Annotated in this window: 23 protein-coding genes; 13 read left to right on the top strand and 10 right to left on the bottom strand. The window is 65.3% G+C overall.

The genetic code is table 11. From position 1 onward, the window contains the following. Positions 1–31: 31 nt before the first annotated feature. Positions 32–1,453 (bottom strand): glutamate ligase domain-containing protein, encoded by a 1,422-nt coding sequence (locus AC1DT7_RS19105; RefSeq protein ID WP_478037769.1) that lies wholly within the window; start codon positions 1,451–1,453, stop codon positions 32–34. Between the two features lie 51 nt (positions 1,454–1,504). On the opposite strand from AC1DT7_RS19105, the gene AC1DT7_RS19100 reads away from it, so the two are divergent. Then, positions 1,505–2,329: an LD-carboxypeptidase gene (locus AC1DT7_RS19100; RefSeq protein ID WP_478037768.1), complete on the top strand. Its 825-nt coding sequence runs from the start codon at positions 1,505–1,507 to the stop codon at positions 2,327–2,329. Here the strand turns inward: AC1DT7_RS19100 and AC1DT7_RS19095 are convergent. The 3 genes from AC1DT7_RS19095 to AC1DT7_RS19085 are packed head-to-tail and all read right to left on the bottom strand — an operon-like array spanning position 2,326 to position 3,436. Further along, entirely contained in the window at positions 2,326–2,709 is a 384-nt protein-coding gene (locus tag AC1DT7_RS19095) for a VOC family protein (RefSeq protein ID WP_478037767.1), read from the bottom strand. The two genes, AC1DT7_RS19100 and AC1DT7_RS19095, sit on opposite strands and share 4 nt — an antisense overlap. A gap of 24 nt (positions 2,710–2,733) precedes the next feature. Continuing rightward, positions 2,734–3,030 (bottom strand): hypothetical protein, encoded by a 297-nt coding sequence (locus tag AC1DT7_RS19090; protein WP_478037766.1) that lies wholly within the window; start codon positions 3,028–3,030, stop codon positions 2,734–2,736. Positions 3,031–3,058: 28 nt separating this feature from the next. After that, positions 3,059–3,436 (bottom strand): VOC family protein, encoded by a 378-nt coding sequence (locus AC1DT7_RS19085; RefSeq protein WP_478037765.1) that lies wholly within the window; start codon positions 3,434–3,436, stop codon positions 3,059–3,061. A 51-nt stretch (positions 3,437–3,487) separates the two neighbouring features. Between AC1DT7_RS19085 and AC1DT7_RS19080 the strand changes: the two genes are divergently transcribed. From AC1DT7_RS19080 to AC1DT7_RS19065, 4 genes are all read left to right on the top strand, one after another. Continuing rightward, entirely contained in the window at positions 3,488–3,919 is a 432-nt protein-coding gene (locus AC1DT7_RS19080; RefSeq protein ID WP_478037764.1) for a MarR family winged helix-turn-helix transcriptional regulator, read from the top strand. A 72-nt stretch (positions 3,920–3,991) separates the two neighbouring features. After that, complete coding sequence (gene thrS, locus AC1DT7_RS19075; protein ID WP_478037820.1) at positions 3,992–5,974, top strand: threonine--tRNA ligase; 1,983 nt, start codon at positions 3,992–3,994, stop codon at positions 5,972–5,974. Positions 5,975–6,073: 99 nt separating this feature from the next. Further along, positions 6,074–6,610: a translation initiation factor IF-3 gene (gene infC, locus AC1DT7_RS19070; RefSeq protein WP_299913759.1), complete on the top strand. Its 537-nt coding sequence runs from the start codon at positions 6,074–6,076 to the stop codon at positions 6,608–6,610. A 254-nt stretch (positions 6,611–6,864) separates the two neighbouring features. Beyond that, complete coding sequence (locus AC1DT7_RS19065; RefSeq protein WP_478037763.1) at positions 6,865–9,624, top strand: TonB-dependent receptor; 2,760 nt, start codon at positions 6,865–6,867, stop codon at positions 9,622–9,624. Positions 9,625–9,735: 111 nt separating this feature from the next. On the opposite strand, the gene AC1DT7_RS19060 is transcribed toward AC1DT7_RS19065, so the two are convergent. After that, positions 9,736–10,122, bottom strand: a complete 387-nt coding sequence (locus AC1DT7_RS19060) for a VOC family protein (protein WP_478037762.1) — start codon at positions 10,120–10,122, stop codon at positions 9,736–9,738. A gap of 17 nt (positions 10,123–10,139) precedes the next feature. Then, positions 10,140–12,887, bottom strand: a complete 2,748-nt coding sequence (locus AC1DT7_RS19055) for a [protein-PII] uridylyltransferase (protein WP_478037761.1) — start codon at positions 12,885–12,887, stop codon at positions 10,140–10,142. 116 nt (positions 12,888–13,003) lie between these two features. Here AC1DT7_RS19055 and AC1DT7_RS19050 point away from each other — a divergent pair, with 116 nt between their 5' ends. Next, positions 13,004–13,786, top strand: a complete 783-nt coding sequence (locus AC1DT7_RS19050; protein ID WP_478037760.1) for an EAL domain-containing protein — start codon at positions 13,004–13,006, stop codon at positions 13,784–13,786. Between the two features lie 54 nt (positions 13,787–13,840). Here AC1DT7_RS19050 and mutS read toward each other — a convergent pair whose 3' ends face one another. After that, positions 13,841–16,435 (bottom strand): DNA mismatch repair protein MutS, encoded by a 2,595-nt coding sequence (gene mutS / locus AC1DT7_RS19045; RefSeq protein ID WP_478037819.1) that lies wholly within the window; start codon positions 16,433–16,435, stop codon positions 13,841–13,843. Between the two features lie 172 nt (positions 16,436–16,607). Beyond that, complete coding sequence (locus AC1DT7_RS19040) at positions 16,608–17,177, bottom strand: TetR/AcrR family transcriptional regulator (protein ID WP_478037759.1); 570 nt, start codon at positions 17,175–17,177, stop codon at positions 16,608–16,610. A 101-nt stretch (positions 17,178–17,278) separates the two neighbouring features. On the opposite strand from AC1DT7_RS19040, the gene AC1DT7_RS19035 reads away from it, so the two are divergent. Together AC1DT7_RS19035 and AC1DT7_RS19030 are read left to right on the top strand one after the other, a co-directional pair. Next, the gene (locus AC1DT7_RS19035) at positions 17,279–17,659 is read left to right on the top strand and encodes a DUF4267 domain-containing protein (protein ID WP_478037758.1); all 381 of its coding nucleotides are present in this window, start codon (positions 17,279–17,281) and stop codon (positions 17,657–17,659) included. A gap of 1 nt (position 17,660) precedes the next feature. Further along, positions 17,661–17,981, top strand: a complete 321-nt coding sequence (locus tag AC1DT7_RS19030) for a DoxX family protein (protein WP_478037757.1) — start codon at positions 17,661–17,663, stop codon at positions 17,979–17,981. Positions 17,982–18,162: 181 nt separating this feature from the next. Here the strand turns inward: AC1DT7_RS19030 and AC1DT7_RS19025 are convergent, their stop codons facing one another. Next, entirely contained in the window at positions 18,163–18,747 is a 585-nt protein-coding gene (locus tag AC1DT7_RS19025) for a tail fiber protein (protein WP_478037756.1), read from the bottom strand. 179 nt (positions 18,748–18,926) lie between these two features. On the opposite strand from AC1DT7_RS19025, the gene AC1DT7_RS19020 reads away from it, so the two are divergent. From AC1DT7_RS19020 to AC1DT7_RS19000, 5 genes are all read left to right on the top strand, one after another. After that, positions 18,927–19,238 (top strand): hypothetical protein, encoded by a 312-nt coding sequence (locus AC1DT7_RS19020; RefSeq protein ID WP_478037755.1) that lies wholly within the window; start codon positions 18,927–18,929, stop codon positions 19,236–19,238. A 526-nt stretch (positions 19,239–19,764) separates the two neighbouring features. Beyond that, positions 19,765–20,493: a DUF6683 family protein gene (locus tag AC1DT7_RS19015; protein ID WP_478037754.1), complete on the top strand. Its 729-nt coding sequence runs from the start codon at positions 19,765–19,767 to the stop codon at positions 20,491–20,493. 366 nt (positions 20,494–20,859) lie between these two features. Then, positions 20,860–21,405 (top strand): hypothetical protein, encoded by a 546-nt coding sequence (locus tag AC1DT7_RS19010; RefSeq protein ID WP_478037753.1) that lies wholly within the window; start codon positions 20,860–20,862, stop codon positions 21,403–21,405. Between the two features lie 33 nt (positions 21,406–21,438). Next, positions 21,439–21,696, top strand: coding sequence for a hypothetical protein (locus AC1DT7_RS19005; protein ID WP_478037822.1), 258 nt, complete (start codon positions 21,439–21,441; stop codon positions 21,694–21,696). Then, on the top strand, positions 21,651–22,013 hold the full coding sequence (locus AC1DT7_RS19000; protein ID WP_478037752.1) for a DUF7677 family protein: 363 nt from the start codon (positions 21,651–21,653) through the stop codon (positions 22,011–22,013). Before AC1DT7_RS19005 ends, AC1DT7_RS19000 begins: the two co-directional genes overlap by 46 nt. Here the strand turns inward: AC1DT7_RS19000 and AC1DT7_RS18995 are convergent. Next, positions 22,000–22,202, bottom strand: a 203-nt coding sequence (locus AC1DT7_RS18995) for an IS3 family transposase (protein WP_478036152.1), incomplete at its 5' end; no start/stop codon positions are given. The genes AC1DT7_RS19000 and AC1DT7_RS18995 overlap by 14 nt on opposite strands.

The raw sequence follows: 22,202 nt of genomic DNA, 5'->3' as shown, positions 1-22,202 counted from the left end.
GGGCCTCATCTTTACGCGGGATAGTGCGATATCACGCCTGTGGCCGGTTGCCAGCCTTGTTAGCGATGCTCGCCAGCATATCGGCGGCGAGTTGACTGAGCGTGTCGTCGCGCGCGCCCATCACCACGATCCGGTCACCCGGTCGCGCCTCGGCAACGAGATGCGCCGCCGCGGCGTCGCGCGCCGGGATGTGCAGCGCGTTTCGGCCGGTCGCGGCGACATCGGCGACGATGTCTGCACTGGTCACCTCGCGCTTGACGGTGCCGCCCATATAGACCGGGTCGGGAAGTATCAGCAGGTCGTTCTTGCCGAGCTTTTCCGCCAGGGTCGCGACCAGTTCGCCGCGCATCACCTTGAGCGGGCCATAGCCATGCGGCTGGAACAGAACGAGCAGTCGCCCGGGAAAGGCGTGCAGCGTGTCGAGCGTTGCGGCGATCTTGTCGGGGTTGTGCCCGAAATCGTCGATCACGGCCACGTCATTGGCCTCGCCGACCAGTTCCATGCGCCGCCTCAGCCCGGTGAAGCCGCCGATCGCCTGCGCCGCCTCGACCAAAGGCACGCCCGCCGCGCGCGCCGCGCCGATCGCGGCCAGCGCGTTGGAGACATTGTGGCGCCCCGGCACGTTCAGCGACACGGCGACGGGCGCCGCACCGCGTTCCGACAGGCTGAAGTCGACGCCGAATGGGCGCAGCACCAGGCCGAGCGCGACCAGATCGGCCTCCTGCCCGATCGAGAAGGTCATGCGCCGCTCCGGCGGCAGGGTCATCGCCAGCGCGGCGCCGTCGCCATTGTCCAGGTTGATCACCGCGGTGCCGGCGTGCGCGATGAACGCGCCGAACAGGGCGCGCAACTCGTCGAGCGACTTGTGATCGAGGCTCACATTGTTGAGCACGGCGACCTTGGGCCAGTAGAGCGCGATCGATCCGTCGCTCTCGTCGACCTCGCTGACGAAGGCCTCGCCGTTGCCGACCAGCGCGCTGGCGAATGGGGCATCCGCGCTCGCGAAATTCTTCATCACCGCGCCGTTCATCACGGTCGGGTCGCGCCCGGTCGCATGCAGGATCCAGCCGATCATGCCGGTCACGGTCGACTTGCCCGAGGTGCCGGCCACGCCGATCGGCAGGGGCGATGCGTTGAAGAGCGTGGCGAGCAGTTCGGCGCGGCTCATCCGCTTCGCGCCGACCGCGTCCGCCGCGACGATGTCGGCCACCGTCGACTCGACCGCGGCCGACGCGACCACGATCTGGTCGGGCGAGGTGATGCCGCTGCCGTCCTGCGGGAACAGCGCGACGCCCTTGGCGCGCAGATCGTCGAACTTGGCGGGGAGCCGGTCCTGGTCGAGCGTCCGGTCCGACCCGGCGACCTTCGCGCCCTTGCCGGCGAGGATCATCGCCAGCGGCATCATGCCGCTGCCGCCGATCCCGACGAAGAAGTAGGATTTGCCGTCGTGCATGGCTGGGCGCTATCGCGGGATTCTCAGGTCGGGGCAAGCGAGAGGGTAGTTATGAAGATCGGAATCGTCGCGCCCGGAAGGCCGATCGACCGGCTCATCGCCGATCGCGCTGCGGCGGCCACCGCCTTGTGGTTCCCCGGCACCGATCTCGTCTTCCACCCGCAATGTTTCGAGAGCGACGGCGGGCATTTCGCGGGAACGGATGAAGTGCGCTCCGCTGCGTTTCTCGACTTCGCCAATGATGCCGCGTTCGATGCCCTGTGGTTCGCGCGGGGCGGCTATGGTGCGAATCGTATCCTGCATCGGGTGATCCCCAGTCTTTCGGCGGCAGCGAAGAGCAAGACCTGGTGCGGCTATTCCGATGCCGGTTTCCTGCTCGGCGCGCTCTATGCGGCGAAGATCGGCCATCCGGTCCATGCGCCGCTGGTCAGCGATATCGCCCGGGTCGGGGGCAATGTCTCCTTCGCCCGCACGCTCGCCTGGTTGACCGGGCGAGACAAGGGTGTGCTCGAACCGAGCCTCGGCAGGCAGCCTGCCGTTGCGTTCAACCTGTCGATCCTGAATGCACTGATCGGCACTGAATGGCTGCCGGACCTGAACGGCCATGTGCTGATGATCGAGGAGATTTCCGAGCCGCTCTACCGGGTCGACCGGATGTTGTTCCAGATGGCCCACGCGATGGCGCTGAAGGGACTGGCCGGCGTCCGGCTCGGGCGGGTCAGCGACGTCATCCCCAACGACCCGCCCTTTGTCGGGGGCGCACAGCAGATGATCGAGCGCTGGTGCGGGGAGATGGGCGTGCCGTATCTCGGGCCTGCCGATATCGGCCATGATTCGGACAACAAGGTCGTGCCGTTCGGATCGATCGGGTTCTAATCGGCGGGGGCGACGCTTTTGGGTGTGACGTGCCACAGCACGCCTGAAGGATCGTAGAGATAGGCAACCACCAGTCCCCAGGGCTGGAGCGCCGGCGGGCGGGGCGGCTGGACGCCGAAGCGGCCGGGCAGGTCGAGCGATTGGAGATGCGCCCACCACGCATCCAGGTCGTCGACCAGCAGCTGCATCATGAAATTCTCGGCCCATTCCTTCTGGTAATAATCCTGCAGGATGAAGCCGCCGGCACCGACGCCGAAGATCGCGACGTCCCCGTCGAGCAGCTTGGTGAAGCCGAGTGCCTCATAAAAGGCCTTGCTCAGCGCGAAATCGCGGGCGGGCAGGAAGGGGCGGGCGATTTCGGTGTCGTCGGGCACACGCATCGCTTCGGCTCCTTGGATGTCGCTTCAATCGCGCGGCAACTCGCATATTTCAACCGTGCCGCCGCAATCGAATGCCGGGTTTCCACACAGCAATTCCCGCGCGGCGCCAAGGGTTCCCGCCCTTACGCGAATATATCCAGCGAGATGGCGGGTTGGGTCGGCCGGCTCGCCCTGCTTCCGGAACGTCTCGCCGGGGCCGATCGCACTGCCGCCATCGAACGCCTCGCGCGATCTGAGGAACGAGAAATAGGCTGCCCATTGTTCGGGGGAGGGTCGGGCGAGCATGTCGTCGTGCATCAGCATGATGAAATCGCGCATCATCGTTTCTCCCCAGGTGCTGCGACGTGCCTCATTCGATCAGGCGACTCGGGCAGCCGATCCGCACCAGCGTCTGGTCGGGGTCGCTCAGGGCGAACTCGTACATGCCCCAGGGCTTGTGGGTGGGTTTCTTCTCTTTCTCGATGATCTCGTCGCCGAAGACGGCAGCCAGCGCATCGACATCCTCGGTATAGAGATAGAGGCCGAACGGGTTTCTGCCCGGCACCAGCCAGTCCTCGACCGCCGGCTGGAGATGGATCTCGCCGCCCTTGCCGTCGCTGAGCATGCGATATTCCTCATATCTGCCTGTGCCCTCCGGGTGTCGAAAGCCGAGCCGGTTGTAGAAGGCCTCGGATGCATCGAGGTCGTTGCAGGGCAGGATCGCGGTAAGGCGCTGGGTGTCGGGCATGGGCCTTCAGCCTGATTGAGTCGCGGCAATTAATACGCTATGCGTATTAATATGTCGAGTGTGACCGACCGGGATTCCGATATCGCCCTGATCGCCCGTGCGGTGCTGAAGCTCAGCCGGCGGATGCGCACCGAGGCGCCGTCGGGCGATCTCACGCCGGGCATGATCGGCCTGCTTGCTACGCTCCATCGGGAGGGCGCGATGCCGGGCGTTGCGCTGGCGGCGGCGGAGGGGCTCAAGCCGCAGTCGCTCACGCGCCTGCTCACTATGCTTGAGGAACGGGGGATGATCGACCGGACTCCCGATCTGGAGGATCGCCGCAACCTGACCATCTCGATCTCCGTTCTGGGGCGGCGGTCGCTGCGCTCCGCCATGCAGGAGCGCCGTCGTTGGCTCGCCGGGGCGGTCACCGACCGGCTTTCGCAGGCAGAGCGCCAACAACTGGTCGATGCGGCTCAACTGATGCTTAGAATCGCCCTCTGACTTGCCTATATAGGCCTCGCGTGCATAAGCGCGCGCACCTTCCATCAAGACAGAAAGTATCCCGTGTCCGAGATGTTCCGCATAACGCTGCCCGACGGTTCCGTCCGTGAGGTAGCCCCGGGGACTACCCCGGCGGACATCGCTGCGGCGATCGGTCCGGGCCTGGCCAAGGCGGCGATCGCCGCGCGCGTCGACGGCGATCTGCGCGACATCATGCGCCCGTTCGAAGGCGATGCTCATCTTGCGCTGGTGACCGGGCGCGACGAGGCGGACGCGCTGGAGCTCGCCCGCCACGATTTCGCGCATGTGTTGGCCGAGGCGGTGCAGGCGTTGTTTCCCGGCACGCAGATCACGTTCGGCCCTTCGACCGACGATGGCTTCTATTACGACTTTGCCCCGAAAGACCGGCCCTTCACCGAGGAGGACCTGCCCGCGATCGAGGCGGAGATGCGCAGGATCATCGCCGCCGACAAGCCGCTTCGCCGCGAGGTCTGGAGCCGTGCCGATCTGATCAAGCGCTGGCGCGAGCAGGGCGAGAGCTTCAAGGCCGAATGGGCTGCCGAGCTGCCCGAGCATGAGGAGCTGACGGTCTATTGGTCGGGCGGCGACTGGCTCGATATGTGCCGCGGCCCGCACCTCGCTTCGACCGGCAAGCTCGATCCGCAGGCGTTCAAGCTCACGCGCGTCTCGGGTGCCTATTGGCGCGGCGACCAGAGCAATGCCATGCTCAGCCGTATCTATGGCACCGGTTGGCTGAACAAGAAGCAGCTCGACCAGCACATCTTCCGCCTGGAAGAGGCGGCCAAGCGCGACCATCGCAAGATCGGCCAGGAGATGGACCTGTTCCACCTCCAGTCCGAAGCGCAGGGCTCGGTGTTCTGGCACCCCAAGGGCTATATCCTGTGGCGGCAGCTCGAGGCCTATATGCGCCGCCGGCTGGATGCGTCGGGCTATGTCGAGGTGAAGACGCCGCAGCTGATGGACGCACGCCAGTGGGAGCAGTCCGGTCACTGGGGCAAATACCGCGAGAACATGTTCGTGGTGCCGGACGAGATTCCCTCGACCGATGACGAGGCGCCGATCCTGTCGGGCACGTCCGACCTGATGGCGCTGAAGCCGATGAACTGCCCGGCGCACATCCTGATCTTCCGGCAGGGCATTAAGAGCTATCGCGATCTTCCGATCCGGATGGCCGAGTTCGGCTGCTGCCACCGTAACGAGCCGCATGGCGCGCTGCACGGCATCATGCGCGTGCGCCAGTTCACCCAGGACGACGCGCATATCTTCGCTCGCGAAGATCAGCTGATCGACGAGATCCAGGCGTTCTGCGACCTGCTCGACAGCGTCTATCGCGATCTCGGTTTCGAGAAATACGCGATCAAGCTGGCGCTGCGCCCGGACAATCGCTTCGGCGACGATGCGATGTGGGACCGGGCCGAGCAGATACTGCGCGACGCGGTCCAGGCAACGGGCCGCGCGACCGAGGAATATGGCTGGGAAGAATTGCCGGGCGAGGGTGCCTTTTATGCGCCTAAGCTCGAATTCCACCTGACCGACGCGATCGGCCGCACCTGGCAGGTCGGCACGATCCAGGCCGACACGGTTCTGCCCGAACGACTCGACGCCAGCTATGTCGGCGAGGATGGCAATCGCCACCGCCCGGTGATGCTCCACCGCGCCATTCTCGGCACGTTCGAGCGCTTCATCGGCATCCTGATCGAGCATCATGCCGGCCGCTTCCCGCTCTGGCTTTCGCCGGTGCAGGCCGTCGTGGCGACGATCGTCTCGGACGCGGACGACTATGCGAAGGTGGTCGCGGACAAGCTCGCGGCGGCCGGCCTGCGCGTCGAAACCGACCTGCGCAACGAGAAGATCAACTATAAGGTGCGCGAGCATAGTCTTGCGAAAGTCCCGAATCTGCTCGTCGTCGGCAAGCGCGAGTCCGAGGAAGGTACCGTCGCGCTGCGTCAGCTTGGCAGCGACCGGCAGCAGATATTGAGCCTCGATGAGGCGATCGCGATGCTGAAGAAGGGGGCGACGCCGCCTGATCTGTAACATGTTCCCGGCGAAAGCCGGGGACATCTTCCCCAAGACGTGAAAAATCACTATATCGCCCTGTCCAACCACCAAGGAGCAGTACCTATCCGTCCTCCCATGATCCGGCGCCCGCAAGGGGCGCCCGTGCCGCTCAACGGCCCCCGCTTCAACGAATTCATTGTCTCGCCCAAGGTCCGCGTGATCGATCAGGACGGCGAGAACCTAGGTGTAATGTACACCCGTGAAGCGATGGAGCAGGCGCAGAGTGTGGGGCTCGACCTCGTCGAAGTGTCGCCCAATGCGGATCCGCCCGTCGCGAAATTCCTCGACGTCGGCAAGTTCAAGTACGAGGCGCAGAAAAAGGCGAACCTCGCCCGCAAGTCGCAGAAGACGCAGGAGATCAAGGAGATCAAGATGCGTCCGAACATCGACGATCACGACTACGACACCAAGATGAAGAAGGTGATCGAGTTCATCGGCGAAGGCGACAAGGTCAAGATCACGCTGCGTTTCCGCGGCCGCGAGCTCAGCCACGGTCAGCTCGGCATGGCCCTTCTTCAGCGGGTCCAGGCCGATGTGGTCGAAACCGCCAAGGTCGAAGCCTATCCGCGCATGGAAGGCCGTCAGATGCTGATGGTTCTCGCGCCCAAGTAACAGACCGGCAATATTATTTTTCTCCGCGGCGGCAGCGCTGCCGCGGAACTTTCCGGGCGACCGCGCCCACTCTCAGCATTCCGTAGCGTAAGCTCCTCGGCCAATGGGACCGGGCCGGGCCTTTTGTTGTTTGTCTGCATCACAGATCTTCAAAAAACCGATTTCGCGCCATCTATGTATGGACGAATACGCCTGCGCGGCTATCCGATGAGGATACCCAATACTCAAAAAACAAAATTGGAGAGAGTGTCGCAATGCGTAAATCCGCGTACCTGCTGTCTGTCGCCGCCATCGCGTTCGCCGTACCCGCCTTTGCGCAGGACGCCCCGACCACCCCGCAGCCCGAGACCCGGGCTGCTTCCCAGGATACCGCCGATACTGCCGCCGAAGAGAGCGGCTCCGACATCATCGTGACGGCGACCCGCCGTGCCGAACGCCTGTCCGACGTGCCGATCGCGGTGTCGGCCGTAGGCCAGCAGGCGCTGCAGAATTCGGGCGCGACCGACATCCGCGCACTGGCGCAGCTTGCGCCGTCGCTGCTCGTCTCTTCCACCGGCAGCGAGGCCAACGCCTCGGCCCGCGTTCGCGGCATCGGCACGGTCGGCGACAATCCCGGCTTGGAAAGCTCGGTCGCCGTGTTTGTCGATGGCGTCTATCGCAGCCGCACTGGCTCCGGCCTCAACGATATCGGTGAGGTCGACCGGATCGAAGTGCTGCGCGGCCCGCAGGGCACGCTGTTCGGCCGCAATGCCAGCGCCGGCCTGATCAACGTCATCACCAAGGCGCCCGCTTTCGACTTCGGTGGCTATGGCGAGGCGAGCTACGGCAATTACAACAATATCCGCGTCGCCGGTGCGGTCACCGGGCCGATCAGCGATACGCTCGCCTTCCGCATCGACGGCGTCTACGGCAAGCGTGACGGCTTCTATTACGACACGGTCAACAAGACCGATTACAACGACCGCAACCGAACCTTCGTGCGTGGCCAGTTGCTGTTCCAGCCGAGCTCCGACCTGTCGATCCGTATCATCGGCGACTATACCTATCGCAACGAGAAGTGCTGCGGCGCGGTCTATGTCGATCTTCGCGAGAAGACCGATCCGACCCCGGGCGTGCCCGGTGACTATGCCGTTTCGGCGACCAACCGTATCGTCGACATCATGACGAGCATGGGCGCCGTCTTCCCAAGCGCGAACGATCCGTACAATCGCCGCATCGCCAACAGCCCGGGTCGCGCCTACAGCAACGTGACCAAGGATTATGGCGGCTCCGCCCAGATCGACTGGAATCTCGGCGGCGCCTCGCTGACCTCGATCACCGCCTATCGCGAGTATAAGTCGGGCGGCGCGTCCGACATCGACTATGGCAGCCTCGACATCGGCTACCGTCCGGCCGACGGCAATAATTACCGCCAGTTCCATACCTTCAGCCAGGAACTGCGGCTGAACGGTTCGGCCTTTGGCGACAAGCTCGACTGGCTGATCGGCGGTTATTACAGCCGCGAGGACCTGCAGGTCGTCGATAATCTGAAGTTCGGCACTCAATATGGCATGTTCGCGGCGTGTCGCGTCGTATCCAACCTCAGCCCATTGGCGGTGCTGCGTGATCCGACTGCGCCGGGCTGCCTAAGCGCGGCCGGCATCTTTACCCTGAACAATGCGCTGGGCACGGCGGCGCCGCTTGTCATCGGCAACATCAACCGGCTGAGCACGCTCAACGACCTCGGCACGATCCGTGACGTCTATAACCAGCGCAGCGAGAATTTCGCGGCGTTCACGCACAATATCTTCAAGGTCACCGACCGGCTGAGCATCACCCTCGGCGCGCGCTACACGCACGAGAAAAAGGACTTCAACGCCAGCTTCCAGAACAACAACACTGTCTGCCCGGCGCTTCAGGCAGGCACCGCACAGGGTGGCTTGGGCGGGCTGCTGGCCAATCCGGCGCTGGCATCGACCGCGGCCGGCATCATCACCCTGGGCTGCACCGGCAATTCGACCATCGGGTTGAACGGCAAGACGATCAGCGACAAGCTGAGTGAGGGTGAACTGACCGGCACCGGCGTCATCTCGTACAAGCCGGTCGACGGGCTGATGGTCTATGCGAGCTATTCGCGCGGCTACAAGGCGGGCGGCTATAATCTCGACCGTTCGGATCTTGGCCCGGCCTATCTGGCATCGACCGCAGCGAGCCCGAATGCGGCGCTGCTGCGCTTCGATCCGGAAACGGTCAATTCCTACGAAGTCGGCTTCAAGTACAGCTCGCGCCGCTTCACGCTGAACGTTGCCGGTTTCCGTCAGGAATTCAGTAATTTCCAGCTCAACACGTTCAACGGCACCAACTATATCGTCCAGAATATCGGGTCGTGCAAAAACAGCCTGAACGGTGCGGACGGCGACAACAGCGCCGCGACCGGAACCTGCACCGCCGGCGTGAAGTACGGCGTGCTGTCGCAGGGCATCGAGATCGAGGCCGGGCTGTACCCGGCTCGCAACTTCGCGGTGAACCTGGGCTATACGCTGGCCGATACCAAGTACCGGAACAACCTGGTCGGCAGCAAGGCGGGCGAGGCGCTCGATCCGTTCCTTGCGCTTCTGCCGGGCCAGCAGATGTCGAACGCACCGCGCAATGTGGTGACCATGTCGACCAGCTGGACGCCGGATATCGGGACGACCGGCATGTCCGCCCTGTTCTATGTCGATGGCCGCCTCAGCTCCGACTACAACACGGGGTCCGATCTGTTCGCCGAGAAGGAGCAGGACGGCTATTTCCTGATGAATGCGCGTGTCGGCATTCGCGGAGCCGACCAGAACTGGAGCCTGGAACTTTGGGCGCAGAACCTGCTCAACACTCAATATCAGCAGGTCGCGTTCAACGCGCCGTTCCAGGGCGCCGGATCGCAGTCCCAGGTGCAGAAGTTCGGTGCGCCGGCTTTTGCGACGGGGAACCAGATCTTCTCCGCCTTCCTCGCCGAGCCGCGCACCTACGGTGTGACCCTGCGCAAGCGTTTCTGATCGGAGGGGGCAGCGGTGGCGTTTCGGCGCCACCGCTGCATTTCTTTTTGCCGACGAGAAGAAAGAGCGCTGACTGCGTGGTGTTCTAGGCTCGGAACCGAGCGGTTTGAATCAGGCCGCTGCAGGCGGTTCCCACAGTTCGATCGTATTGCCCTCCGGATCATGGATGCGGGCGAACTGGCCGACCGACGGGTCGTTCCATTCGGCCTTGGTGATGACCTCGATCCCGGTGGCGTTGAGCTGTTCGAGCAGGGAATCGAGATCGCTGACACGCAGGTTGAGCATCCATTGCTTGTCGGCGGCGAAATAGTCGGTGTCGGCCTTGAACGGGGCGAAGACGACTGGGCCGCCTTCAGCCTTCCAGGTCCATTCGTCGGCCGTGCCTTCACCCGAGGCGACACAGCCCGCGCCGACGTTCAGATGCTCGCGATACCAGGCCGACAGCGCGTCCGGATCGGCCGAGCGAAAGAACAATCCTCCAATTCCCAGTACCGGCATGTCGATTCTCCTTGTGGTCAGGCGGCTTCCTTCACAGGTGTGCCCGCAGCCGCGTCGAGCAGGCGCTTCTCGATTGCCTTGAGACGCGGCCCGCCCGCGATCTTGTCGCCGGTCAGGTCGGTCAGGTAGAAGGTATCGACCGCGCGCTCGCCATAGGTGGCGACATGCGCCGAGTGGATCGTCACCTTCGACTGGAACAGCGTGTGCGCAAGCTGGTGAAGCAGCGCCGGTCGGTCGCGCGCATTCACCTCAATCACGGTGAAGCGGTTCGAGGCGCGGTTGTCGATCAGCACATTGGGCGCAATGTCGAAAGCCTCGGCCCGGGCGCGGGGCAGGGGCTTCGCCATCAGCCGGTCAGCGAGCTTGGAGCGGTTGGCCAATGCATCCTCGATCGCGTTCTTCAGCCGGTTGAGCTGCCCCGCATCGTCGAACGGGCGGCCGACCGGATCCTGGACCAGGAAATTGTCGAGCGCCATGCCGTCACGCGTGGTGTGGATCCGCGCGTCGATGATGTTGCCGCCGGCAATGCTGATCGCGCCGGCGATGCGGTAGAACAGGCCAGGATGATCGGCGGCATAGACGGTGACGAGCGTCGCGCCGCGTTCCGGATAGACCTGCGCCGCGATGAACAACTGGGCCGAGCCGGCATCGTCGATGATCCGGGCGTTGCGGATAAGCACGTCCTCGGGCTCGGCAACCCAATAGGGTTCGGGCAGCCGCTTCACCAGCGCGGCGAAACGCGCATCGTCCCAGCCCAGCGCTGCCTGCAGCGCCTCCTGCTTGGCGGCGATGCGCTCGCTGCGGCCCTTCTGCTTGTGGCCGAGGCGCAGCACCTCCTCCGCGGATTCGTACAGGTCGGAGAGGAGCTGGCGTTTCCAGCCGTTCCACACGCCCGGCCCGACCGCGCGGATATCGACGACGGTGAGCGCGAGCAGCAGGCGCAGGCGCTCCGGGCTCTGCACGATCTCGCAGAAATCGAGGATCGTCTTGAAATCCGACAGGTCGCGCTTGAACGCGGTCGCCGACATCAGCAGGTGCCAGCGCACCAGCCAGGCGACTGTCTCGGTTTCGGCCGGGGTGAGGCCGAAGCGCGGACCGAGCCGGTGTGCGACCTCTGCACCGAGCAGCGAATGGTCGCCGCCGCGGCCCTTGGCGATGTCGTGCAGCAGCACCGCGACATACAGCACGCGACGCGACACGATCTGCTTCATGATCGCGGCGGAAAGCGGGTGATCCTCGTTTAGTTCGCCCCGTTCGATCTTCGCGAGCAGGCCGATCGCCCGGATGGTGTGCTCATCGACGGTATAGTGGTGGTACATGTCGAACTGCATCTGCGCGACGACCTTGCCGAAGTCGGGCACGAACCGTCCGAACACGCCGGCCTCGTTCATCCAGCGCAAGACGGTTTCGGGATCGCGCGGGCTCGTCAGCACGTCCAGGAACAACGCGTTCGCTTGCGGATCGCGGCGGATATCGTCGGCCAGCTTCGCGTCGCGCGCGGCAGCGCGCATGGCGAGCGGATGGATTTCCATGTGGTGCTTGTCGGCCAGCGCGAACATTTCGATCAGGCGGATCGGGTTCTTCAGGAAGAAATCGTCCGAAGGAATGGCGAGCCGGCCGCGATCGACGGTGAAGCCGTGGAGCTTGCCCGGTGCGCGGCGGAGCGTGGGCAGGCCGAAGCGGCGACCGCGCGCCGCGAACTTCTCGTCGAGATGCGCGAGGAACACCCCCGTGAGGTCGCCGACCGTTTTGGCCTGCAGGAAGTAATATTGCATGAAGCGCTCGACGTTCGATTTGCCGGGGCGGTCGGCGAACCGCATCCGCTCGGCGATCTCGCGCTGCAGGTCGAAGGTCAGCCGATCCTCGGCACGGCCGGCGATGCTGTGCAGGTGGCAGCGCACCGCCCAGAGGAAATTCTCGGCGCGGTGGAAGAGCCGGTATTCGGCGCGGCTGAGCAGGTCGGCCTCGACCAGCTGGGCGGGCTCGCTGACGTTATAGGCGTATTTGCCGATCCAGAAGAGCGTGTGCAGGTCGCGCAGGCCGCCCTTGGCTTCCTTGACGTTGGGCTCGACGACATAGCGCGTGTCGCCCATCTTCTTGTGGCGCACGTCGCGCTCGGCGAGCTTGTCGGCGATGAACTGGCGTGCGGTGCCGGCCTGCACCTCGGCGCGGAACTTGGCGGCGGCCTCGTCGTACAGCGCCATGTCGCCCCAGACGTAGCGCGCCTCGAGCAGGGCAGTGCGGATGGTCACGTCGCTCTTGGCCTGGCGTACCATCTCGTCGAGCGAGCGGCTGCTATGGCCGACCTTCAGGCCGAGATCCCATAGCGCGTAGAGCATGGTCTCGATCACCTGCTCGGTCCAGCCGGTCTGCTTCCAGGGGGTGAGGAAACCGATATCGATGTCCGAATACGGGGCCATCTCGCCGCGGCCATATCCGCCGACGGCGATGAGGGTGAGGCGTTCGGCGGCGGTCGGGTTGCTCAGGCGGTAGAGGCGGGTGACGGTGAAGTCGTAGAGCAGGCGCAGGATCTGGTCGGTCAGGAACGCCTGGCCGGCAGCGGCCTCGAGCCCGCGTGAAGGATATTCGATCAGCCGGCGGCCGATCTCCGCGCGGCCCGCGTCTAGCGCCGTCTTCAGGATGTCGGTCGCGGCCCGGCGGAGCGCGAGCTTGTCGTCCCCCTCCAGCGCGGCAAGCGCGTCGGAGAGCGTGCGGCGATCGATGATCGCGCGGCGATGGGGAAGGGTGTCGAAGCGGCCGGTCATGAACGGGAGATAGGGGCTTCGCGGGACATCGTCACCTGTTTAGCGCCGCCGGCAGTGCCGCCTAACGGCCTGTTAATGGAACGCGGATATGTCCTTGAATTCAGGAGCATAGTTTGATGCATATCAAGTCCAGGCCATGTACCGGCTGCCAGTCCGGCCAGGAGGATTTCGGGCTGGTGATGGCGTTCCAGCCGATCGTCGATATCACATCCGGCTTGCCCTTTGCCTTTGAGGCCCTGGTGCGGGGGCCGAACGGCGAAAGCGCCGGCGATGTGCTGGCCGAGGTAACCGACGAAACGCGCTATGCCTTCGACCAGCAGTGCCGGGTGGCGGCGATCGAGCAGGCGGTGGCGGCGGGCATCCTGCAAACCGATGCGAAATTGTCGATCAACTTTCTGCCCAATGCGGTCTATTCGCCGGTGGCGTGCATCCAGTTGACGCTGAAGACGGCAAAGGCGACGCAGCTCCCTACGGGACGGCTGATCTTCGAGTTTACCGAGAATGAGCGGATCGCGGACACGGCGCATCTCCAGAATATCGTCGAGACCTACAAGAAGATGGGTTTCGCCACCGCGATCGACGATTTCGGAGCCGGACATGCGGGTCTGGGGCTGCTGGCCAAGTTCCAGCCGGATATCATCAAGCTCGATATGGAATTGATCCGCGGCATCGACGCTAGCCTGCCGCGGCGGCTGATCGTCGACGGGGTGGTCCGCATGGCGCGGGCGCTCGACATCGGGGTCATTGCCGAGGGCATCGAAACGGTCGGCGAGCTGGAGGTGCTCAAGGCGCTCGGGGTGCGTCATATGCAGGGTTACCTGCTCGCGCGGCCGGCGCTGCGCGCGCTGCCGGTCGCGACCCTCCCGGGAGAAGGCGAGGCGTCGGCGATCAACGGTTAGGCGCCGCAAGGCCGCGGCACCGAGGGCGCGGATATGGGCGTGGCCGAGCGCGTGTCATGAATCGCGTGCCAGCGCCTTCAATTTGTACAGCACGTCCAAGGCATCCCGGGGCGCGAGGGAATCGACGTCGATCGAGTCCAGTTCCGCCCTGAGCGTGTCGACACTGTCCTCGACTTCCGCAGCCATGGCGGCGAACAGGGGCAGATCGTCGAGGCCCGCCGCAAGGCCGCCGGTCTTCGCCCTGCCGGCTTCCAGCTTGGCGAGCACCGCCTTGGCGCGGGCGATCGTCACCGGCGGAAGACCCGCCAGCCGGGCGACCGCGAGGCCATAGCTGCGATCCGCCGGGCCTTCGGTGACCTCGTGCAACAGGACCAGCTCGCCCTTCCATTCGCGGGCGCGGACATGGTGGAGGGTCAGCGCCTCGCAGCGCTCCGCCAGGCGGGTCAGCTCGTGATAATGGGTGGCGAACAGGCAGCGGCAGCGATTGTCCTCATGGATCGCCTCGACCACGGCCCAGGCGATGGCGAGGCCGTCATAGGTGGAGGTGCCGCGCCCGACCTCGTCGAGGATGACGAAGCTCTTCGGCGTCGCCTGCGCCAGGATCGCGGCGGTCTCGACCATCTCGACCATGAAGGTCGAGCGGCCACGCGCGAGATTATCCGACGCGCCGACACGGCTGAACAGCCGGTCGACCAGGCCGAGTTTCGCCGCGGTGGCGGGGACATAGGCACCGGCCTGGGCAAGCACCGCGATCAGTGCGTTCTGGCGCAGGAAGGTCGATTTACCGCCCATGTTCGGGCCGGTGACGAGCCAGAGGCGTGAGTCCTCGGAGAGCTTGCAGTCATTCGCCACGAAGCGCTCGCCGCGTGCCGCCAGCGCATTCTCGACCACGGGATGGCGGCCGCCCTCGATCTCGAAACAGTTGTGCTCGACCAGGGCCGGGCGGGTCCAGCCGCCCTCGGCGGCGCGTTCGGCAAGGCCGGCGGCGACATCCAGGCGGGCGAGCGCATCGGCCGTCGCGGCTACGGCCTCGCGCCGGTCGAGTGCGGCGGAGGTCAGATCTTCGAGATGCGACGCCTCGGCGGCAAGGGCGTGTGCGCCGGCCTGCGTCACCTTCATCGCCACGTCGTGCAGGGCAGGCGCATTGAAACGGACCACGCCGGCGAGCGTCTGGCGGTGGGTGAAGCCGCTGTCCGCCTTCATCAGCGGATCGGCGGCGCGGGCCGGCACCTCGATATGATAGCCGAGCACACCGTTATGGCGGATCTTGAGCACGGAGACGCCGGTCTGGGCGCGGAACTCCGCCTCCAGCGCGGCGATGGCCCGCCTGCCGCCCGCGCCGGCATCGCGCAGATCGTCGAGCGCGGCGTCATAGCCCTCCGCGATATAGCCGCCGGCCGAGGCGTCGATCGGCGGCGAGGGGACGAGCGCGCGGGCGAGCAGATCGATCAGCGCGCCATGGCCGCGAAGCTGCGGCGCGAGGTCGGCGAGCAGGGCGGGGGGCTGGTCGATGCGGTCGAGCCGTTCGCCGAGCTTCCACGCGCCATCGAGTCCGTCGCGGAGCTGGCCGAGATCGCGGGGGGAACCGCGCCCGGCGGCGAGGCGGCCGATCGCGCGGCCGATATCGGGCAGGCTGCGCAGGGTCGAGCGAAGCGCCTCGCGCAGGCCGCTATCGTCGTGGAGCAGCTGGACGAGATCGAGCCGTGCCTCGATCCGGGCGCGATCGACCAACGGCGCGCCGATATCGGCGGCCAGCGCGCGGGCGCCGGCGCCGGTGACGGTGCGATCGACCGCGTCGAGCAGGCTGCCTTTGCGCTGGCCGGACGCGGTGGCGGTCAGTTCCAGGCTCTCGCGGGTCGCGCCGTCGATCGCCATCTGCTGCGTGGCCTGGAGCAGGCGTGGCGGGCGGAGAAAGGGCAGGGCGCCCTTGGCGGTATGATCGAGATAGGCGACGAGCCCGCCGGCCGCGGCGAGCCCCGCACGGCTGAACTGGCCGAAGCCGTCGAGCGTGGCGACGCCGAACAGCGCCTTGAGCCGCGCTTCGCCGCCCGTGCTGTCGAATTCGGTGCGGGGGCGGAGCGTGGTCGCCGCCTCGGCAAAAGCGGTGGTCTCGGCGGCAATCGTCTCCGCCGGGGCGAGCCGGGCAAGTTCGGCGCCGAGCCCGGCGGCGTCGGTCTCGATCAGCTCGAACCGGCCGGTCGAGACATCGGCGGCGGCGATGGCGACGCCGCCCGTGCTGTCGCCGCCCCTCACTTCACCGATCGCGACGCACCAATTGGCGGTGCGGGCGTCGAGCAGCGCCTCCTCGGTGAGGGTGCCCGCCGTCACCACCCGGATGATCGCGCGGGAGACGAGCGCCTTGGAGCCCATGCGCGCCCTGGCCTCGGCCGGGCTCTCGGTCTGCTCGGCGATGGCGACGCGGTGGCCGGCCTTGATCAGCCGGGCCAGGTAACCCTCGGCGGCATGGATCGGCACGCCGCACATCGGGATCGGCACGCCTTCATGCTCGCCGCGTGCGGTGAGCGCGATGTCGAGCACGGCCGCGGCGATCTTCGCATCCTCGAAGAACATCTCGAAGAAGTCGCCCATGCGGTAGAAGAGCAGGCAATCCTCGGCATCGGCCTTCAGCGCGAGATATTGCGCCATCATGGGAGTCGGGGCGGTGGAGGGAGCGGGCATCGTCGGCTGGGTAGCGGGATTTTTGCGTGTCGTCATGGGGCCTGTGACCGGGCGACGGGGGATTTTGCAGTGATGGTGTTGGAGGGCGTGATCGCTACGTAGTGAAGGGGTTGAAGGCGACCATCACGGCAGCCCGGTCGTCTCAGCCGTCGCAAAGGCCGCGCACGACGAGCGCCACCCGCTCGTCACGCGCGCCGGGCCTGATCCGGCCCGAATGTTCCAGTGCGGCCAGCCCATGAAGGGCCGCCCAGAATGTTTCGGTCACGACCTCGACATCGCCCTTTGACGGCGAGATGACGTCCGCCAGTGCCGCAAAGGCCTGCTTCAACTCCGGCTGGGTGTCGGCTTCGGCGAAGCGCAGGCCGGTCGGCATGGTGAACATCGCCTCGTACAGCGCCGGTTGCTCGCGGGCGAAGGCGAGATACGCCGTGGCGACCCTCCCGAGCGCGTTCAGGCGATCGGTCGATCCGTGCGCCGCCTGCCGAAGCGCCAGGGCCAGATCCCGAAAGCCCTGAACGGCGACTGCCGTCACGATCGCGTCCCTGTTGTCGAAATGGGCGTAGAGCACCGGCTGGCTGTACTCGATCTCCTCGGCAAGGCGGCGGATCGTGACGGCACCCCATCCTTCATTCTCCGCGATCTGGCGTGCAGCCGCGGTGATGCGCTGCTCCCGCTCGGCCCGTTCCCTGCCTTTCCGCTCCGCAATGCCCAATGGTCGACCCTCCCAATCCGGATGCGCGGCATAGCATATGGATCGCGACTTGTTTATCTAGCAATGCTAGATTATATAGTAGCGATATAAAGGGGGCGCAGATGCATTGGTTCTCACTCGGGGTAGCGTTGCTGGTTACAGTCGGGATCATCTCGATCGGCATCCTGTATCTCTGGAACCCGCTCTCGGCGGCGGAGAGCTTCGGCCTCCCGCTCCCAGAAAAGGGCGCAAACATCGTCTGGTGGCTCCGCTTGAAGGGCGTGCGCGATATGGTCTCGGGGATGGTCGTGCTGGCCATGATGATGTGGGGCGGGCCCCGAATGCTCGGCATGGTGCTGTTGATCGAAGCGTTCATCCCGCTGGGGGATATGTCGCTCATTCTTGCCGCGAAGGGCTCGACCAGCCGTGCCTTCGGCGTTCATGGCCTCACCGCAGCGCTGATGATCCTGGCGGCGATCCCCCTGATGGCGGGAGTGGCGTGAGATGTACCACAGCCTGTCGATCTGGTTCCTTGTCGCCGCCTTCTTCGGTGCGGGGCTGTTCAACGCGATCGGAACGCCCGCGACACAGAACAGCTTTGTCCGCTGGGGATATCCCCGCTGGTGGTGTCGCGTGACCGGTGCGCTCGAGATGGCGATTGCGGTCCTGATCGCCCTTCCCGTCACGCGCGGGGCAGGCCTGATCCTGGGCGCAGTCGTGATCGCGGCGGCGGCGTTGACCGTCCTGCGCCATCGCGAGTTTTCTCACCTTGCCCCGCTCGGCGTCTTCGCCGCCCTGCTCCTGCTGGCTCGACTGTCCTCCTGAACCCTTCGCGGCGTCGCCATTTTTACCTGCCGAACCATGCGAGGCTATCGATCGTCATCGCGCGCTCCTGAGTCCGGAATTGAACGGGAGGCGGCCTGGGGCGGGGCGGGCGCTTTCCGAGATGTCAGTAGCGATGTCCGCCGGATCGAACCGGCACTTGCGCCTTTCCCCTCCGCCAGTGTCAGGCGAACGACCAAGTGAACTTGATAATATAGTTGATGGCGATGTTGGCCGGGCGGGTTTCGTGCGGGCTGGTGCCGACCGGCTGCCCCGATTCCGGCGTCGATACCGGGCCGCCGGTCGTTTGCGCTGCCGGCACGGCCGGGCCGCCGGGCGCCGCGCCGGGCTCGCCGCCGGCCGGCTGGGCGGTCGCTTCATAGCCGTGTCCATGATCCTGAAGCGCGCCGCGCTGAGTCGATCCGACGCCGTCCTGGGTGCCGCCCGGCGCCGCCGTCCTGGCCGCTGCATCGGGATCGTTCCCGCTGCCGTTATCGACGCCGCGCAGGAAGGTGCCGCGATAGTCGGGGATGTTGAACACGCTACCCCCGCCGCCATAGAGATAGCCGAGCGCCGCGAAGAGCTCGGGATAATGGGCGATCTGCAGCGCGCGTCCGTCGCATAGCATCCAGCCCCACGCCTCTATCGGTACCGCGCCCGGACCCGCGCCGGGACCGATCCCGCCGGCATAAGCGGAAACCGCGCCCACCGGCAGGTCGCTGCCGCGCGGGTGGGCGGGCATCGACGGCGGGAAAGGGGGAATGGCCATGCAGGTGCCTCCGGGAGGAAAGCCCGAGCATCGTCGGGGACGGGAGGAGCGTCAACCGGCGAGGCCCCGCAGCAGCCCGCCGCACCTGTACCCCAGATTACCGCTCCGTTCAGCAACCCGATGCGATTGCGGGCATATTCCTACCAGCGCCCGACTTGGCGGGCAGGAAGGACCAGACGATGAAGATCTCACACATCTTTGCCGCAGCCGGACTGGCGGCTGCGTCCCTCACCATCAGCACGAGCGCCGACGCACAGCGATGGGGTCATCGTGGTGGCGGCTGGCATGACGGCTATCGCGGCGGTGGCTGGCATGGCCGGGATTATCGCGGCTATGGCGATTATCGCGGTTATCGCGGTTATCGTGGCTACTCGCATGGACCGCGTTATCGGCCGTACCGCTATTCGCGCTGGCGCGGCGGTTATGCCTGGCGCGGGCCGCGCTGCTGGACCGAATGGCGGCACGGATACCGGGTTCGCATTTGCCGCTGACGCATGGGCCGGCGGGATGAGTGGGGCCCGCCGGTTCAGCGCGAGCGGCGGTGCGGAAATCGCGCCGGTACGGGCATATATCGTAGAGCCCCAATGTTGCGTTGCTCGTTTTGGGAGTGCGACAAATGCGTTCGTTGCGAGCCCTGATCGGAGATAGTAGCGCAATTACAGGAATGTTGGGATTGACCGGGCGTGGCCCTGGAAAACCCAACCAGGAGCATCTGAAGGCACACCCGCCGCTCAAGATTTATGCTCGCCCTGTGAGCGGGGTTACTGAGAGGCGACATCGGCGTCTGCAGCGCAAGCTCGGGTCGCGGCGGCGTTGAACTCAGCGGCTGTGCCGCGCGATCTTCTCGCCCGGACCAACCCGATCAAGACGGTCGGCGAAGCCGAGCCGAACATCGCGCGCAAGGGCTAAACGCGCCGCGTGCAACGGCTACCGACGCTCCGGCGTTGTGGCGGGATCGGGGGAGGCTCGGCGGTCCCCTGTCAAGTCCGTTGTCACGGGAAAACGAGGAGAGAAGAGATGCTCAGTCTTCGATTTCGCACCGCGCTGCTGTTGTGCGTCGCGAGCGTGCCCGCGGTTCCGGCTGCCGCGCAGGTGACCGGCGTGTTCGACATGGGCCAATTGACCGGTTCGCTCAGCCTGGACGGCGTCACCCAGTCCGAGGAACGGCGCTCGCACACCGGTCGTTCCGCGACATCGGCACCGCGCCGCGGTGCGCCCGTCACCCGCACGCGGCTGACCTATCGGCCCGACGCCGCGCTGCGCCAGAAGCATTTCGCGCAGTTCGTCGCCAAGGCGCGGCAACAGGATCCGGCGGGCGCGGCCAAATTGCAGCAAGTGCTCGCCAACGAAAACGTGATCGGCAAGGTCCAGGCGGGAATCGCGCCGTACGGCATGTCGACCAACAATGTCGCCGACGCATCGGCGGTGTATCTCGCTTATGCGTGGATGGCGACGCGCGCCGACGATCGCGACCCGACGCGCGCGCAGATGCTCGGGCTGCGAAACCAGCTCGCTGCCGCCATGGCGACCAACCCCGGCTTCGCCAGCGCGAGCGACGCGGTCAAGCAGGAGGTGGCCGAGGCCAATCTCATCCAGGGACTGATGGCCGGCCAGCTCGCCGCGCTGGCCAAGCGCGATCCGGCGAACCGCGGCAGGATCCGCACTGCCGTCGCGCAGGGCGCACGGTCGAGTTACGGCCTCGATCTGCTCTCGCTCAACCTTACGGCGCAGGGTTTGCGGCCTTGACGATTGCCGCGAACGTGCCGGCTAGCGTTGCGATTACGGTGTCGCGGTGCAATGCGGCGGATAGGGTGCCATCGAAGGAGCGGCGGCTGCGATGAATATCGCGATCGGCGTGAGCGCGCCAGGCCTCGGCACGGTCGTCGATCTGGCGATCGCGAGCCCGTCCGCCGGCTGGCTCACGAACTCGCGTCGAGCTTGAGTGGTGAACCCGATCCGCGCACGCAATCGTGAGCGAGTAGGAAGTTCCGCAGCCCCACTCGCTGCGCGAGTGGATCGACTGCCTTGGCGCCAGGGGATTTGCGGCAAAGGCCGCGGCCACATACGAACTCGAGCTTCAATTGGCATGAGATCGGCAAGAAAGGAATGATCATGGTTCGACTAGCTGTATGCTTTCTCATGGCGCTGGCCGGCATGGCGTCGACGCCCGCTGCGGCGCAGGGCATCACGCAAACCGACCGCGCAGCCATCGAAAATAGAATTAGCGCCTTCGACAAGATGATGCGGGAGGGGCGGTCGGGCGACAGCCTCGACTTCGTTCCTCCGCGTTTACTCGACGTGATCGCAAAGAAATTCGGCTTGTCGTCAGCCGATGTGAAGCCGTCATTCAGGCAACAGGTCACCGAGGCGATGAAGCACGTGAAAATCGTCTCGTTCCGAATGGTCTTGAGTAGTGCGACGGCAGGGGTCACGTCTGACAAGAGCAGGAACTACATGTTGATCCCGACCGAAACCGTCGTTGAAGTGCCTGGAACCGGGCGGCTCCGGAGCAAGTCGTCGACTCTCGCTTTCCAGGAAAACGGCATTTGGTACCTCGTCCGCATAGACGAGGCTGAGCAAGCACTCGTCCTGCGCGAAGCATATCCCGAGTTTGCAGGCGTGGAATTCCCGGCCGGATCCACGACACCCATCAATTGATCAGAGCCCTTGCGCGGTCACACAATCCTCCGGATGGGGGCACCACCGGCCGGGATCAGGCGGCCGGTGGCGGAGACGACGACATCCAGCCTGCCGAAGATCAGCCAGCCTATGGTAAAGGCAAGCGCGGCAAGCAGCACCCAGGTCGTCACCCGCGCCGTCGGTGAGACCGGCGCCTTGAAGATATCAAGCGTTGCCGGCTTTCAGGCGGGCCTCGTCGATCCAGAGCGCCGGAACGGCAATACGTGGTGGATAACGGACGTGGACAATGTGTCGGTGAACCCAGATTAGTAGGCTCTTTGCTAAGCCATTCGTCTGGAGCGATCGCCGTGACACATCTGAGCCATCAATTTTCTGGCGCGCTTAGGACGTTCGCGTTTTGGATAGCGAATAGATCCGTCGGAAACCCCCTTCTCAACGACATCGATTACACATGCATATTCGAGGAGCCGAGCGGTCTTGAGCAGGCGTTCGCCATCTTTGCCAATGTCATCGAGCTAGATGACAGCGGCGCGGTTCTGAACGCCAAATGGGCAGAACGGCGAGCGGCCCAATACATCTTGCTGAGCTGCCCCCGGTTCCACGGACACCAGGTTAGGCTACCTTAGCCTGCTTCTCGAAGTCCATGGGGCTGAGATAGCCCAGGGTCGAGTGCCTGCGTGTCGGATTGTAGAAGCGCTCGATATAATCGAATACATCCGCGCGTGCCTGATTGCGGGAACGGTATGTTTTCCGCGCGATCCGTTCGGTCTTGAGCGAGGAGAAGAAGCTCTCCATCGCGGCATTGTCCCAGACGT

It is taken from the genome of Sphingomonas sp. P3_C6 (assembly GCF_056402595.1).
The sequence above is the reverse complement of the archived record's forward strand: the minus strand, read 5'-3'. Positions and strand labels throughout refer to the sequence as shown.

Excerpts from the sequence above, each read along its gene's own strand:
- AC1DT7_RS19105 (WP_478037769.1), bottom strand. The coding sequence starts at position 1,453 with ATGCACGACGGCAAATCCTACTTCTTCGTCGGGATCGGCGGCAGCGGC.
- AC1DT7_RS19100 (WP_478037768.1), top strand. The coding sequence starts at position 1,505 with ATGAAGATCGGAATCGTCGCGCCCGGAAGGCCGATCGACCGGCTCATC.
- AC1DT7_RS19095 (WP_478037767.1), bottom strand. The coding sequence starts at position 2,709 with ATGCGTGTGCCCGACGACACCGAAATCGCCCGCCCCTTCCTGCCCGCC.
- AC1DT7_RS19090 (WP_478037766.1), bottom strand. The coding sequence starts at position 3,030 with ATGATGCGCGATTTCATCATGCTGATGCACGACGACATGCTCGCCCGA.
- AC1DT7_RS19085 (WP_478037765.1), bottom strand. The coding sequence starts at position 3,436 with ATGCCCGACACCCAGCGCCTTACCGCGATCCTGCCCTGCAACGACCTC.
- AC1DT7_RS19080 (WP_478037764.1), top strand. The coding sequence starts at position 3,488 with ATGTCGAGTGTGACCGACCGGGATTCCGATATCGCCCTGATCGCCCGT.
- thrS (WP_478037820.1), top strand. The coding sequence starts at position 3,992 with ATGTTCCGCATAACGCTGCCCGACGGTTCCGTCCGTGAGGTAGCCCCG.
- infC (WP_299913759.1), top strand. The coding sequence starts at position 6,074 with ATGATCCGGCGCCCGCAAGGGGCGCCCGTGCCGCTCAACGGCCCCCGC.
- AC1DT7_RS19065 (WP_478037763.1), top strand. The coding sequence starts at position 6,865 with ATGCGTAAATCCGCGTACCTGCTGTCTGTCGCCGCCATCGCGTTCGCC.
- AC1DT7_RS19060 (WP_478037762.1), bottom strand. The coding sequence starts at position 10,122 with ATGCCGGTACTGGGAATTGGAGGATTGTTCTTTCGCTCGGCCGATCCG.
- AC1DT7_RS19055 (WP_478037761.1), bottom strand. The coding sequence starts at position 12,887 with ATGACCGGCCGCTTCGACACCCTTCCCCATCGCCGCGCGATCATCGAT.
- AC1DT7_RS19050 (WP_478037760.1), top strand. The coding sequence starts at position 13,004 with ATGCATATCAAGTCCAGGCCATGTACCGGCTGCCAGTCCGGCCAGGAG.
- mutS (WP_478037819.1), bottom strand. The coding sequence starts at position 16,435 with ATGATGGCGCAATATCTCGCGCTGAAGGCCGATGCCGAGGATTGCCTG.
- AC1DT7_RS19035 (WP_478037758.1), top strand. The coding sequence starts at position 17,279 with ATGCATTGGTTCTCACTCGGGGTAGCGTTGCTGGTTACAGTCGGGATC.
- AC1DT7_RS19030 (WP_478037757.1), top strand. The coding sequence starts at position 17,661 with ATGTACCACAGCCTGTCGATCTGGTTCCTTGTCGCCGCCTTCTTCGGT.
- AC1DT7_RS19025 (WP_478037756.1), bottom strand. The coding sequence starts at position 18,747 with ATGGCCATTCCCCCTTTCCCGCCGTCGATGCCCGCCCACCCGCGCGGC.
- AC1DT7_RS19020 (WP_478037755.1), top strand. The coding sequence starts at position 18,927 with ATGAAGATCTCACACATCTTTGCCGCAGCCGGACTGGCGGCTGCGTCC.
- AC1DT7_RS19015 (WP_478037754.1), top strand. The coding sequence starts at position 19,765 with ATGCTCAGTCTTCGATTTCGCACCGCGCTGCTGTTGTGCGTCGCGAGC.
- AC1DT7_RS19010 (WP_478037753.1), top strand. The coding sequence starts at position 20,860 with ATGGTTCGACTAGCTGTATGCTTTCTCATGGCGCTGGCCGGCATGGCG.
- AC1DT7_RS19005 (WP_478037822.1), top strand. The coding sequence starts at position 21,439 with ATGGGGGCACCACCGGCCGGGATCAGGCGGCCGGTGGCGGAGACGACG.